The following is a 13730-nucleotide window of genomic DNA, read 5'->3' as shown; positions in this document are numbered from 1 at the left end:
TAACAATATTCATTCTCATTTATAGGCAATTATGCTTTAAAATCACGTTAAAATGATATTAAAGCAGGAAATATAGTACAAGAATGGAACCTATTATTAGATTGATTTTTGAAAGGGGTATGCGAAATGAAGATTTCTTATCACGGACATTCTGTTGTAAAAATCATTACTGGGGAAACAACGATCCTCATCGATCCATTTATTAATGGAAATGGATTGACGGATTTGAAGGAAGAAAATGAAAAGCCCGATGTCATTATTGTTACTCATGGACATAATGACCATGTCGGAGATACAGTCAGCCTGGCAAGAAGGAATGATTCGCTCGTGATCGCAAATTTTGAAACGGCGAACTTCCTCGCGGAGCAGGGGCTAAGAACTCATGGGATGCATATTGGCGGATCGTATCAATTTGACTTCGGCAAAGTGAAATTAACGCAGGCATTTCACGGGTCAAGCTATGAAACAGATGATGGGCAGGTCATTTATTGCGGTATGCCCGCGGGAGTACTCTTCATGGCTGAAGGCAAAACCATTTACCACGCAGGGGATACGGGATTGTTCTCGGATATGAAGCTGATTGGCGAAAGGCATCCAATCGATGTGGCTTTCCTTCCGATAGGCGACAACTTTACAATGGGACCGGAAGACGCCGCATATGCTGCGAAACTGCTAAGTGCAAAGATAACGGTACCTGTCCATTACAATACATTCCCGCCAATCAGGCAGGATCCCCACGCCTTTATTGATATGGTTGAAGATGGAAGCGGCAGGGTAATGGAGCCAGGCGACTTCATTGAAATATAACGCTGAAGCTTCCTTTTGTCCTATACTTTTTCCCCTCTTTTACGCATAAAGATGAAACAAGCGTAAAAAGGGGGGATTCTTTTTGAGAAAGAAGAGGTATTTGCTTTGCTTTCTATTTACATTGCTTCTGGCTTATTATGCAGGGCCGCGTCTAGTGGTTGATGACGGTATGGCGGGCTTGTTTGCTGTCGCGTGGACTTCCTTCGCCATCCTTACGGCAGCCGGAAATGTTGTGGGGATGGTTAGGAAACAGGCTTCAGAAGGCTTAACCCAGGCAAGGGAAAGGCAAAAAAAGCAAGTCCGGTCCAGGCATTACTAATATTACGGCCAACCTTCATTGAATCAGCAATCTATTATCTCTATAATAGACTTATATTCATTCCGCCGCGAGAACGGCGGAAATTTTGGCAAAAGGGTGAAGGGCTTGGCAACAAAGCATGAACAAATTCTGCGTTATATAGATGAACTGACGATTGGGGAGAAGATCTCCGTCCGCCAAATCGCCAAGGCGATGAATGTAAGTGAAGGCACGGCATATCGGGCAATTAAAGATGCTGAAAATAAAGGTTATGTAAGTACGATCGAACGGGTCGGTACAATCAGGATTGAACGGAAAAAGAAAGAGAACATTGAAAAACTGACTTACGCCGAAATCGTCAACATTGTTGAGGGACAAGTTATCGGCGGGAAAGCAGGGCTCCATAAAACTTTAAATAAGTTTCTGATCGGCGCGATGAAGCTTGATGCAATGATGCGCTATACCGGCGCAGGCAATCTCCTTATCATCGGAAACCGGACAAAAGCACAGGAATATGCTTTGAAAGCTGGCGCATCTGTGCTTATAACCGGTGGCTTTGATACGGATGAGCATGTAAAAAAGCTTGCCGACAAGCTTCAGCTGCCGATTATTTCAACAAGCTATGATACGTTCACGGTCGCGACTATGATCAACCGGGCCATTTACGACCAGCTCATCAAGAAGGAAATCACCCTAGTGGAGGATATCCAGACACCCTTGGATGAAACGGTCTATTTAACTTTATCCGATTCAGTGAGCCAGTGGCATCACCATAACCGGGAAACAAAGCATGGCAGATATCCGGTCGTGGACCAGTCAATGAAAGTGCTCGGTATTGTGACACCAAAAGATATTGTCGGACAGGAAATAAATACTCCTATTGAAAAAGTCATGACAAAGCATCCTATGGTGGTCAGCGGGAAAACAAGTGTGGCCTCAGCTTCGCATATGATGGTGTGGGAGGGAATCGAGCTTTTGCCCGTCGTCGATGATGCCAACAGGCTCATCGGCATCATCAGCCGCCAGGATGTCCTTAAAGCTCTGCAGATGATCCAGCGGCAGCCGCAGGTCGGAGAAACACTTGATGATATCGTTACGAGCCAAATGGTTCTTTCCCAGGGAAAAACAAAGGGAGAGGATTATTACAGCATAAATGTGACTCCTCAAATGACAAACCACCTGGGCACTATTTCATACGGGGTATTTACGACAATCGTTTCGGAAGCCGCTAGCAGGGTGCTGAGGGGCTATAAAAAAGGGGACCTGGTTGTAGAAAATATGACTATATACTTTTTAAAACCGGTCCAGATTGACAGCGTACTGGAGATCCATCCAAAAGTGCTGGAGGTAGGCAGGAAGTTCGGTAAAGTGGACGTTGAGGCTTTCAGCGAGGGTTCGATGGTAGGCAAGGCGATGATGATGTGCCAGCTGATGGACAGGCAGTAGAGGGTGCGGACACAAGTTTCTAGCATGGGCAAAAAAAATGCGCCTTTGGCGGGCGCATTTTTAACTATTGCCTTCCGCTTCCTTGATGGCATGCGGCAGATAAAATTTATATGCCTTGATTCCTGACAGAATATTGATAGCGCCAAGCAGGATGAAGACAGCTGCAACAATATAAGTAACAGCCGATTGCGTTAAAAACAGCTGATTGATCCCGAAAACCGAGACAAATGCGCCAAGGGCGATACCGGATTTCGCGGATAGCCATTTTTTTTCGGCCGGCCGACTGCACCTCACATACTTAATCTTATAGAATACATAAAAAGCCAGTGAGATGACGATAACAATAACTAGTGCTGGCATGTCTGAACCTCCGAATGAAAAACTTTGTTTCTATACTGTATTGTATCCCCATTTCAGGGGAATTTCCAGAGCCAGGCCCAAATGCCAAGAAAACGATTTGAATTGAAGGAGTAAATATATGATTACCAACATATTGCAAATGATAGAGGAATACAATACGATCATCATTCACCGGCATGTCAGGCCAGACCCCGACGCTTATGGATCACAATGCGGGCTCGCGGAAATCATAAAGGCTTCCTATCCGGTAAAAGCCGTCTACACAGTCGGAAAAGACGAGGAAACTCTCTCCTATCTAAAGAAGATGGACGATATAGCCGATGATGTCTTTAGCGGCGCGTTAGTCATTGTATGTGATACGGCCAATACTGAGCGAATTTGTGATACCCGATATACCCTCGGGCAAAAGCTGATAAAAATAGACCACCATCCAAATGAAGATGCATATGGAGATATGATGTGGGTGGATACCGATGCGAGTTCCACCAGCGAAATGATTTATGAATTATATCTCGCCGGAAAAGACCGGGGGCTCATAATGACGGATGAAGCGGCCAGGCTTTTATATGCCGGAATTGTCGGGGATACCGGCCGTTTCCTTTACCCTAGCACAACTGACAAAACATTTGCCTACGCCGGCGAGCTCATCCATTACAACTTCTCCAGGACCGAGCTTTATGACAAAATGTATGAACTGGACGCCAATATTATTAAACTGAATGGCTATATTCTGCAAAACTTCGAGATGCTTGAAAATGGGGTAGCTTCTGTGGTTTTGACAAAGGAACTCCTTCGGGAATTTGATGCGAAAGCATCCGAAGCATCCCTCCTTGTCAGTACCCTTGGCAGTGTAAAGGGAATTAAGGCATGGGTGTTTTTCATAGAGGAAGATGATCAAATCAGAGTTAGGCTCCGTTCTAAAGGGCCTGTCATTAATGGAGTCGCCAGGAATTTCGATGGCGGCGGCCATCCGCTTGCAGCCGGAGCCTCGATTTATTCATGGAAGGAAAAAGACAAGGTACTTTATGAAATGAATGAGGTTTGTAAAACAGTATAAACGAAAAAAGGCCGGCCAAATGATATGGCCGGCTTTATTTGAATCATTCGTGCAAAATACTATTAAAAAGGAGGGTTATTTGGCCAAATTTATTTTTAGCTGGATATATACATTGGTAAAAACGATCAGTTCATCCACTTCCAGTCTGTATTTTTTGCCATTAATAGTAACAAGCCTGTTTTCTATTACTCTTTTTATTAAATCCTTATTTTTATAAACGGTTTCTATATCCTTTGCTTTCAGTGTTTTAAGATCCTCGACAACCGCTTCCTCCGTTTGTGCCACGCTAAGGAGATCGAGATTGTATCTTTTAAAGTTAGAAATTTTGACTGTAATGTTTTGGACAAGCAGTTTCTCGATATTTTCTTTGTTCAGATTCTTAAATTCTTCCTGCCAAATGATAATGTCATCCTTAAGGTCCTGGATTTCATCCTGTTGTTTTTTTATGAGCAGCGTTTGCCTTTCCTGAAGAATGCCATGCATATAAAGAAATAAAAGCCAGCTGACAACGCCGCCTAAAGCCAGCCCTACAAAAAAACGCTGCCATGATCGATCTTTATAATACGGAGGGACTCTCATGACGGGATGAACTCCTGGGTAAACCAGTTAATCAGCAAAGCGCCTGTCTGGGCCCCGCCGAGAGCCGAAAGGATGAAAAGGATCTGTTTGACAATGTCCTTTGTTTGCCCATCGAAAATTCCTCTCTCAATTTGATAGATTGGATCAAATGTCCCGCCAATGGCTGCGACAATTGCCCATATCCTTAAGGAAGATGACAGCCTCGCGATGGTCGTCAACACCGGCTGCCCTGTCATAAAGGAAGCAATCCCGCCTATTAAGGCTCCCCCTAGTAAAACCCCAAGTGCAATAAAATAACTTTGTATGAACGTGGTAATAAATCCTGCCTGATTCATCGAATCCATCCTTCTCTTTCGGAATAGTCCCTTACTTCAATCATATGGACAACCTGGTAGGAATATGTTCCCGGGGACCTTTTTAAGTACGGAATCCATCCGGGAAGTTGAAGGGGAATAAATGGGAACATATTTTCCTTTTGCCATATGAAGTTCTATAATAGAAATAAGATGAGTTAAAAGGTTGTGAAAAAATGTCTTTCATTCACCTTCATACATATAGTGCCTACAGCCTCCTAAGCAGCACCGCTTCCGTAAAAAATCTTGTCTTAACCGCGAAACAAAAGGGGTTTAAGGCGCTTGCACTGACAGACAGGAACGTCATGTACGGGGCGATTGAATTTTATAAGGAATGCAGGAAACAGGGAATTCAGCCGATTCTCGGACTGACAGCTGATATCAGCTCCGAGGAAGGGGAAGACAATGCTTTTCCCCTTGTCTTGCTTGCAAAAAATGAGAAGGGCTTTCATAACCTCCTTAAAATCTCAAGCGCTATCCAGACAAAGGCCCGTGATGGTCTGCCGCTGAAATGGCTCCGCCATTATGCCGAGGGCCTCTTTGCCCTGACACCGGGTCCGGAAGGGAAAATAGAAAATTTGCTCCTTGAAGGGAAAGAGGAAGAAGCCTCCAATGCTGCAAGGACTTATTCGGACATATTCAAGGGGAGTTTTTTCCTGTCGCTCCATCGTCATGGCCTTGAAAGTGAGCGGCAGCTTGAAGGCCTGCTTGCCCGACTGGCGACAAATCTCGGTTTAGAGACGGTCGCAGCCAATGCGGTCCATTATCTTGAAAAAGAAGATTCACTTGCCCATGAATGCCTGCTGGCGATAAGGGACGGGATGAAACTTCAGGATGAAGGAAGAAGCCGGCTCGATGGTGAGGAGTATTATTTGAAGGACGCCGCCCAAATGGCGGAACTCTTTGCAGACCGTCCGGACGCGCTTGAAAATACATTGGTCATTGCCGGACAATGTGATGTTACGATAGAATTTGGCTATTTGCATATGCCTAGTTATCCCCTTGGAATAGGGAAAACCCCGGGGGAAGTGCTTGAACAGCAATGTTTTGAAGGGCTGGAGAGGCGTGTCCCAAATTACTCACCCGTATATGATGATAGGCTCCGATTTGAACTTTCTGTCATTAAAAATATGAAATATGAAGACTATTTCCTGATTGTTTGGGATTTTATGAAATATGCACGTGAAAAGGGCATTTTAACAGGGCCAGGCAGGGGATCGGCTGCGGGCTCCCTTGTTGCCTACGCGCTATTTATTACTGATGTAGATCCGCTAGAGCATGGTTTGCTTTTTGAAAGGTTCCTAAATCCTGAGCGGGTGACAATGCCGGATATCGATATCGATTTTCCGGACCACCGGCGGGATGAAATGATAGAATACGTCGCCCGAAAATATGGGGAGCTTCATGTCGCTCAAATCGCGACCTTTGGGACCCTGGCCGCTAAAGCGTCCATACGCGATGTCGGCAGGGCTTTTGGCCTCAATTCGAAAGAGTTGGATACCTGGTCAAAAGCGATTCCTTCCCGGATTGGAATCACGCTTGAAGATGCATATCGTGAATCGAAAAAACTTAGGGACTTGGCAGCGGAAAGTCCGTTTAATGAAAGGCTGTTCCAAACTGCCATGAAACTAGAAGGACTGCCGAGGCATACGTCCACCCATGCCGCCGGTGTTGTGATTAGCGGTCGGCCGCTCGTGGATTTGATTCCCATACAAAATGGCCATAATGGTATTTATTTGACTCAGTATTCAATGGAGTATTTGGAAGAAATCGGTCTGTTGAAAATGGACTTTCTTGGCTTACGGAATCTTTCGCTCATTGAGGGGATCGTTTCTTCAATCCAGCGTGAGCAAAACCGGAAATTAGATGTCCGCTCAATTCCTCTTAATGACAGACAAACCTTTGAATTATTGGCCAGAGGGGAGACAACAGGCATCTTTCAGCTTGAATCTGAAGGGATGAGAAAGGTCCTTACCCGTCTGAGGCCGACACGGTTTGAGGATATTGTCGCGGTCAATGCGCTTTACAGGCCTGGCCCGATGGAAAACATTCCTCTTTTCATCGACAGGAAGCATGGGCGGGAAAGTATTACCTATCCCCATGAAGATTTAAAGTCCATCCTGGAAAATACATATGGAGTAATCGTTTACCAGGAACAGATCATGCAGGTCGCATCCATAATGGCGGGCTTCTCATTGGGAGAGGCCGACCTTTTAAGAAGAGCGGTGGGCAAAAAGAAAAAAGACGTCCTTGACAAAGAAAGGGAACACTTTGTCAATGGAGCCCTAAAGAAAGGTTACGGGGCAGCGGCCGCCAATGAGGTGTATGATTTAATTGTCCGGTTCGCGAACTACGGTTTTAATAAAAGCCATGCAGTTGCTTACAGCGTTATTTCCTGCCAGCTTGCCTATTTGAAGGCCCATTATCCGGCACATTTCATGGCGGGTCTCCTGACATCGGTAATCGGTAACGACTTGAAAATCGCCCAATATATCCGTGAGTTAAAAACAATGGGGATAGCGGTATTCCCGCCATCCATAAATCGGAGCCGGTATTCCTTTCATGGGGAAAAAGGCGGCATCCGTTTTGGCCTTGGTGCTATTAAAGGTCTCGGCGGGCCTGCTATTAGGGAAATTGTCAGTGAAAGAAGGAAAAAGCCTTTCGGCGATCTTTTTGACTTTTGCATCCGGCTATCGAAGAAGACTGCTAATAGAAAAACACTTGAATCCCTGATCCATTCGGGGAGCCTTGATGAATTCGGCAAGGATCGTGCCACTTTGCTCGCCAGTCTCGATATTGCCATTGAACATGCCCAATTGATGAGGCCGGAGGAGGATGGCCAGGGGGCGCTGTTCACAGCGGACGACTTGATGCCGAAACCGAAGTATATGGAGGTTGACCCGCTCACCCTTGAACATAAGCTTGCTTATGAAAAGGAAGTGCTCGGTTTCTATTTATCCAGCCATCCCCTCTCCATCCATGAAAACACACTTCATGAAAGAGGGGCCATACCAATTGCGGAAATAACTCCAGGTCCCGGACAGCAAGCCGTTGGAGTATATATAACGGGCGTAAAAAAAATCCGTACGAAAAAAGGCGATCCGATGGCATTCCTGACAATCAGTGATTCGAGCGGCGAGATGGAAGCGATCGCTTTCCCGGAGATTTACAAGAAATACTCCGGCCTGGTCAGCCAGGGGTCAATGACTGTTTTTGAGGGGAAAGTGGAAAGTCGGGACGAAAAAAACCAATTCATTATCCGGAAAGCTGAGCAAATAGGCGACTGGATAAAGGGACGGCACAAGGAGCGCCTTTATTTAAAGCTTTTGCATGAAAATCAGGAACCTGAGTGCCTGGCCAAATTGGAAACACTTCTTTCTGCCAGCAGAGGGAAAACAGAAGTGGTCCTTCATTATGAGGGGGTAAATAAAACAATTCGGCTGGGAGAGGAATACGGAGTGAAGACCTCCGAATCCCTAATCAGCCAACTAAGCAATTTGCTTGGAAAAAACAATGTTGTTTTGAAATAATCAGTCAAAAGTTCTCTCTTTACATCGAAAAAAGTTGTGATATAGTGGTAAAAGAAAGTGTGGTCTGACCACCGGAAACAGGGATGGGAACGAATTCCTTCCATATCTAAAGGAGTGAAAAGCCTTGACGCTGCGAGAAGAAGCTTTGCATATGCACCGCCTTCATCAAGGGAAATTGGAATCTAAATCGAAAGTAGAGGTAAGGAATGCCCGGGACTTGAGCCTTGCTTATTCCCCTGGGGTTGCCGAGCCTTGCAAGGAGATATATGATAAGCCGGAAACAGTCTATGATTACACCATGAAGGGAAACATGGTCGCAGTTGTTTCTGACGGGACCGCTGTTTTGGGGCTCGGTAATATCGGGCCGGAGGCAGCCCTTCCAGTCATGGAGGGAAAAGCTGTCCTTTTCAAAAGCTTCGCAGGGGTAGATGCATTTCCGATTTGCCTGAATACAAATGATGTGGAAAAAATAATAGAAACCGTTAAGTATCTTGAGCCTACATTCGGCGGTGTGAACCTTGAAGATATCGCAGCTCCCAAATGTTTTGAAATAGAGGAGAGGCTTAAAAAGGAAACCGATATTCCCATTTTCCATGATGACCAGCATGGTACTGCTATTGTAACGGTCGCCGGATTGGTCAATGCACTGAAAATTACTGGCAAAAAAATGAATGAAATAAAAGTGGTTGCAAATGGTGCTGGAGCTGCCGGCATTGCCATTATTAAACTGCTTTACAGCTATGGTGTTCGTGATATTATTATGTGCGATACAAAAGGCGCAATTTATGAAGGCCGTCCTACAGGCATGAATGCCATCAAGGATGAAGTAGCCCGTTTTACGAACAGGGACAGACTTCAAGGCGGGCTTGAGGATGTCATTAAAGGCGCGGATGTGTTTATAGGTGTCTCTGCGGCAGGCTCCCTGACAAAAGAGATGGTAGTGTCAATGAATGAAGACCCGGTTATTTTTGCAATGGCGAATCCGACTCCGGAAATCATGCCGGATGAAGCAAAAGAGGCGGGTGCGAGGGTAATTGGCACAGGCCGATCCGATTTTCCGAACCAAGTAAATAATGTTCTCGCATTTCCGGGCATTTTTCGCGGCGCACTTGATGTAAGGGCCACACAAATTAACGAAAAAATGAAAGTTGCGGCAGTCGAAGCCATCGCAGGCCTTATTAGTGAGGATGAACTGAGTGCTGATTACGTTATTCCGGGGCCTTTCGATCCCCGTGTAGCACCCGCGGTTGCTTCCGCTGTCGCAAGGGCTGCAATGGAAACTGGTGTCGCGAGGAAAAAAGTAAACCCGGAAGACATAAAAGAGAAGACAGAACGGCTTTCACAGATTGGGAAAGGCCAGTAATGGAAACAGCTAAGAGACAAAAGGAAAACTCGAAGGTTTATATAGAAATTGTGAGACAGCTAAGGGAAATGATTACCGCAGATGGCTTGAAAACTGGGGATAAGATCCCTTCCGAACGGGAACTGACTGAGCGCCTAAACGTTGGGCGCTCCTCTGTCCGGGAGGCGCTAAGGGCTCTAGAACTTCTTGGCCTGATTGAGACTAGAAGAGGAGAAGGGACCTATATACGTGATTTCAAGGGTAATCAATTGGTCCAGCTTTTAAGCACTTTTATTCTTCAGGATGAAAAAGCGAAACAGGACGTTAAGGAAACAAAATACTATATCGAAAAAGACTGCCTGAAAATCCTTTTGCGAAAAGGCGGACAGCCTACCGTGAAGTTGGTTGAACTCGCCGAAAAACCTGTGGTGGATGATGACGAGTTTTTTCTTCAGCTCATATGCCTTGCGGATAACCATCTGTTTATGAGAATCTGGGTAATATTGAAAGATTATTATAACTCCCAGGGTTTTGTTGCCGAAAAGGGGAAGCCTGAGGACTATCAATCGATCCTTGAGGCAATTCGTTCCGGAGATGAGCAAGGAATGCTTCGCGCATACAGGAAGTTAAGGAAATTGTCTAATCCAGGCTGACAAAATGCAGCATCTTTTTTAGAAAAACACCCCTATAGTAGGGACAGGCTCATGACTTGGCGGCGCCAGGCTGTTTTTACTGGCATGGTGGTCTGGCCACCGGATATTCATGTACTTGTTATGAGTTGAAATCCGCCATTTCTAACCGGAGGTATTCCTCCACAATAGCGGATTTGACGAGGAAGATATTCTGCTTGCTGGCAACAGCCGGTCCAGGTTATCTATACGGCAATCCGCTTCCATTTTCTAACATTGGGGAGGTACAACCTTGTTAAAAGAGCTATTTACTAAATCGAAGAAAAAGAAATATGCCGAGATACCTTCAGAAGCGGCGAAACAGGACGTCCCTGAAGGAATCATGACAAAATGCCCGGGCTGCAAAAAAATAATCTATACCAGGGAACTGGCTAAAAACTTGAAAGTTTGTTTTCATTGCGGAAGGCATTACCCTATGAATGCGAAGGAAAGAATCCACAGCTTCCTTGATGAAGGCAGCTTTGAAGAAACGGACGCAGGGATGATTTCCCAAAATCCACTCGGCTTTCCTGAATATCTTGAAAAGCTGGAAAAGGACAGGAAGAAAACACATATTAATGAAGCCGTCGTAACAGGTACCGGGACTGTGAACGGAAATAAAATTTCCATAGCCATCATGGATTCGACCTTCCGGATGGGCAGCATGGGTTCTGTCGTTGGGGAGAAAATAACCCGCGCGGTAGAAAGAGCTGGAGAACTGGAAATTCCGTTTGTCATTTTTACTGCTTCCGGGGGTGCCCGTATGCAGGAGGGAGTTTTAAGCCTCATGCAGATGGCCAAAACAAGTGTTGCCCTGAAGAGGTTCAGTGATAATGGAGGGCTGATTATCTCCATTATGACACACCCGACAACAGGCGGTGTATCCGCCAGTTTCGCCTCGCTTGGGGATTATAATATCGCTGAACCAGGCGCTCTGATAGGTTTTGCCGGTAGAAGGATCATTGAACAGACAATACGGGAAGAGCTTCCCGAAGATTTCCAGACGGCTGAGTTTTTAATGAAGCATGGCCAACTGGATGCAGTCATATCCAGACATGACCTTAAAGAGAAAATCGGCACTATACTGGATCTTCATCAACGCGGAGGTGAGCTTGCTTGGTAGGCGAACTGGAATTTGAAAAACCGATTATAGAATTACGAAAGAAAATTAGTGAACTAAAAGAATATACAAACAAAACAGATGTTGACCTGACAGCCGAAATTGAAAAGCTTTCGGCCCGGTTGGAAAAGCTTGAAGCGGATATTTACAGCAATATCAAACCATGGGACCGCGTCCAGATTGCCCGGCATCCTGGAAGGCCGACAACCCTGGATTATATAAACCATTTATTCGACCACTTTTTTGAGTGCCATGGGGACAGGGCTTATGGTGATGACGAAGCTATTGTCGGCGGCATAGCCAAGTTTAAAGGAATGCCCATCACTGTCATTGGCCATCAGCGCGGAAAAGATACGAAAGAAAATATTAGGCGTAATTTTGGGATGCCACATCCCGAAGGCTACAGGAAAGCCCTTAGACTAATGAAACAGGCTGATAAGTTCAGAAGGCCAATAGTATGTTTTATCGATACAAAGGGAGCGTATCCAGGAAAAGCGGCTGAAGAACGCGGACAGAGTGAAGCGATTGCCCGGAATCTTTTTGAAATGGCCAGCCTCGAAGTACCAGTGGTTTGTATTGTCATCGGTGAAGGAGGAAGCGGAGGGGCACTTGCCCTCGGAGTCGGCAACCATATTCTTATGCTGGAAAACTCCACCTATTCGGTTATTTCACCTGAGGGGGCAGCGGCGCTTCTATGGAAGGATGCATCGCAGGCGAAGCGGGCGGCCGAGTCCATGAAGATTACGGCACCAGACCTGAAGGAACTTGGAATCATTGATGCGATCATACCTGAAGTACGGGGAGGCGCGCACAGGGATGTCCAGGCGCAGGCGCATGAAATTGAAAAAGCCCTGTTCCGGTCATTGAAAGAACTTTCAAGACTTTCGGGGAATGAATTAAAGGAACAGAGGTACGACAAGTATAAAGCAATCGGAGAATATTCGTTTTTAAATGACTATATAGGGGTAAATTAAAGACGTGCTTTTAAAAGCACGTTTTCTTTTATAATTAGCCTTATTGATAATGGTTTTCGCTTTAAGCGCTTACAATTGATAGTTATTTCTTTTTTAAAGTTTTTATACTCGATTAAGTTGTTAGACCTCTTCCTTAGTGGTATTTTAATACTGAACGTTTGTTAATTTAGTAACAATGCCGGACGCTAAAAAAGACACGAGGTGAGTTTGGAATGAAGAAAATTGGTGTTTTGACAAGTGGCGGAGATTCCCCTGGAATGAACGCCGCCATCAGGGCGGTAGTCAGGAAGGCGATCTTCCATGAGATTGATGTGTACGGAATTTACGGAGGTTACGCGGGGCTAATATCAGGAAATATAAAAAAACTTGAATTGGGCTCAGTCGGAGATATTATACATAGAGGCGGAACGATGCTCCAATCGGCGCGCTGTCCCGAGTTTAAAACGAGGGAAGGACAACAAAAAGGAATTGACCAGCTGCGAAATTTCGGTATCGAAGGCCTTGTTGTCATAGGAGGAGACGGTTCCTACCGCGGTGCGGAGGCCCTTACCAAAATGGGTTTCCCATGTGTCGGCGTTCCAGGAACAATCGATAATGACATCCCTGGCACCGAATTCACTATTGGCTTTGATACAGCCTTGAACACTGTCATTGATGCAATTGACAAAATCCGCGATACCGCAAGCTCACATGAGCGGACATTTATCATTGAAGTAATGGGAAGGGACGCAGGGGATATCGCCCTATGGGCAGGCTTGGCTGGAGGAGCTGAAACCATCCTGATCCCTGAGGAAAATTATGATATGGAAGATATTGCGGACAAACTCCGCCGCGGGAATGAACGGGGGAAAAAACACAGTATCATTGTCATTGCCGAAGGTGTTGGCAGTGGTATTGAATTTGGCCGCCAGTTAAAAGAAACGACTAATTTTGATACGAGGGTCTCAGTCCTTGGCCATATGCAGCGCGGGGGCTCCCCTACAGCCGCGGACAGAGTGCTTGCCAGCCGCCTCGGCGCGAAGGCTGTAGAGCTTTTGCTGGAAGGAAAAGGCGGACGCGCGGTCGGCATTGAGCAAAACAAGCTTGTAGATTATGATATCGTCGAAGCGCTGAATGAAAAAAGGCATATGCTGGACCTGGATTTATACAAGCTGTCTCAGGAATTATCCATTTAAAGTTTAAACAGGAGGAAAAAC

Annotated in this window: 13 protein-coding genes; 10 read left to right on the top strand and 3 right to left on the bottom strand. The window is 45.6% G+C overall.

Going from position 1 to position 13730, the window contains the following annotated elements:
* Nucleotides 1-126: 126 nt before the first annotated feature.
* The 3 genes from BN1002_RS14720 to BN1002_RS14710 all read left to right on the top strand — a co-directional run bounded on the left by BN1002_RS14720 (nt 127) and on the right by BN1002_RS14710 (nt 2551).
* The gene (locus tag BN1002_RS14720; RefSeq protein WP_048826047.1) at nt 127-807 is read left to right on the top strand and encodes a metal-dependent hydrolase; all 681 of its coding nucleotides are present in this window, start codon (nt 127-129) and stop codon (nt 805-807) included.
* A gap of 82 nt (nt 808-889) precedes the next feature.
* Nucleotides 890-1126, top strand: coding sequence for a hypothetical protein (locus tag BN1002_RS14715; RefSeq protein ID WP_048826045.1), 237 nt, complete (start codon nt 890-892; stop codon nt 1124-1126).
* A gap of 105 nt (nt 1127-1231) precedes the next feature.
* Nucleotides 1232-2551, top strand: coding sequence for a CBS domain-containing protein (locus tag BN1002_RS14710; protein ID WP_048826043.1), 1320 nt, complete (start codon nt 1232-1234; stop codon nt 2549-2551).
* A gap of 60 nt (nt 2552-2611) precedes the next feature.
* Here BN1002_RS14710 and BN1002_RS14705 read toward each other — a convergent pair whose 3' ends face one another.
* A complete protein-coding gene (locus BN1002_RS14705; protein ID WP_048826041.1) occupies nt 2612-2911 on the bottom strand; it encodes a YtpI family protein in 300 nt (99 codons plus the stop codon).
* A gap of 118 nt (nt 2912-3029) precedes the next feature.
* On the opposite strand from BN1002_RS14705, the gene BN1002_RS14700 reads away from it, so the two are divergent.
* Complete coding sequence (locus tag BN1002_RS14700) at nt 3030-3968, top strand: DHH family phosphoesterase (RefSeq protein ID WP_048826039.1); 939 nt, start codon at nt 3030-3032, stop codon at nt 3966-3968.
* Nucleotides 3969-4043: 75 nt separating this feature from the next.
* On the opposite strand, the gene ytrI is transcribed toward BN1002_RS14700, so the two are convergent.
* On the bottom strand, nt 4044-4547 hold the full coding sequence (gene ytrI / locus BN1002_RS14695; RefSeq protein WP_048826037.1) for a sporulation membrane protein YtrI: 504 nt from the start codon (nt 4545-4547) through the stop codon (nt 4044-4046).
* The gene (locus tag BN1002_RS14690; protein ID WP_082036249.1) at nt 4544-4882 is read right to left on the bottom strand and encodes a sporulation membrane protein YtrH; all 339 of its coding nucleotides are present in this window, start codon (nt 4880-4882) and stop codon (nt 4544-4546) included. Before BN1002_RS14690 ends, ytrI begins: the two co-directional genes overlap by 4 nt.
* 194 nt (nt 4883-5076) lie before the next feature.
* Here BN1002_RS14690 and dnaE point away from each other — a divergent pair, with 194 nt between their 5' ends.
* From dnaE to pfkA, 6 genes are all read left to right on the top strand, one after another.
* Nucleotides 5077-8430 carry a DNA polymerase III subunit alpha gene (dnaE, locus tag BN1002_RS14685; RefSeq protein ID WP_048826034.1) on the top strand — a complete coding sequence of 1118 codons (3354 nt, stop codon included), beginning with the start codon at nt 5077-5079 and terminating at the stop codon, nt 8428-8430.
* Between the two features lie 124 nt (nt 8431-8554).
* Nucleotides 8555-9793: an NADP-dependent malic enzyme gene (locus tag BN1002_RS14680; protein ID WP_048826032.1), complete on the top strand. Its 1239-nt coding sequence runs from the start codon at nt 8555-8557 to the stop codon at nt 9791-9793.
* Between the two features lie 68 nt (nt 9794-9861).
* Nucleotides 9862-10425, top strand: coding sequence for a FadR/GntR family transcriptional regulator (locus BN1002_RS14675; RefSeq protein WP_048827973.1), 564 nt, complete (start codon nt 9862-9864; stop codon nt 10423-10425).
* A 268-nt stretch (nt 10426-10693) separates the two neighbouring features.
* On the top strand, nt 10694-11563 hold the full coding sequence (gene accD / locus BN1002_RS14670) for an acetyl-CoA carboxylase, carboxyltransferase subunit beta (RefSeq protein ID WP_048826030.1): 870 nt from the start codon (nt 10694-10696) through the stop codon (nt 11561-11563).
* On the top strand, nt 11557-12534 hold the full coding sequence (gene accA, locus BN1002_RS14665) for an acetyl-CoA carboxylase carboxyl transferase subunit alpha (RefSeq protein ID WP_048826029.1): 978 nt from the start codon (nt 11557-11559) through the stop codon (nt 12532-12534). Before accD ends, accA begins: the two co-directional genes overlap by 7 nt.
* Nucleotides 12535-12746: 212 nt before the next feature.
* The gene (pfkA, locus tag BN1002_RS14660; protein WP_048826027.1) at nt 12747-13709 is read left to right on the top strand and encodes a 6-phosphofructokinase; all 963 of its coding nucleotides are present in this window, start codon (nt 12747-12749) and stop codon (nt 13707-13709) included.
* Nucleotides 13710-13730 lie beyond the last annotated feature (21 nt).

It is taken from the genome of Bacillus sp. B-jedd (genome assembly GCF_000821085.1).
Taxonomy (GTDB): Bacteria; Bacillota; Bacilli; order Bacillales; family Cytobacillaceae; genus Bacillus_D.
Note: the sequence above shows the minus strand (reverse complement) of the source record. Positions and strands in the feature narration are given on the sequence as shown.

What these genes read in the sequence shown, in the direction of transcription:
- BN1002_RS14720 (WP_048826047.1), top strand. Translation starts at nt 127, where the DNA reads ATGAAGATTTCTTATCACGGACATTCTGTTGTAAAAATCATTACTGGG.
- BN1002_RS14705 (WP_048826041.1), bottom strand. Translation starts at nt 2,911, where the DNA reads ATGCCAGCACTAGTTATTGTTATCGTCATCTCACTGGCTTTTTATGTA.
- BN1002_RS14700 (WP_048826039.1), top strand. Translation starts at nt 3,030, where the DNA reads ATGATTACCAACATATTGCAAATGATAGAGGAATACAATACGATCATC.
- ytrI (WP_048826037.1), bottom strand. Translation starts at nt 4,547, where the DNA reads ATGAGAGTCCCTCCGTATTATAAAGATCGATCATGGCAGCGTTTTTTT.
- BN1002_RS14690 (WP_082036249.1), bottom strand. Translation starts at nt 4,882, where the DNA reads ATGAATCAGGCAGGATTTATTACCACGTTCATACAAAGTTATTTTATT.
- dnaE (WP_048826034.1), top strand. Translation starts at nt 5,077, where the DNA reads ATGTCTTTCATTCACCTTCATACATATAGTGCCTACAGCCTCCTAAGC.
- BN1002_RS14675 (WP_048827973.1), top strand. Translation starts at nt 9,862, where the DNA reads ATGATTACCGCAGATGGCTTGAAAACTGGGGATAAGATCCCTTCCGAA.
- pfkA (WP_048826027.1), top strand. Translation starts at nt 12,747, where the DNA reads ATGAAGAAAATTGGTGTTTTGACAAGTGGCGGAGATTCCCCTGGAATG.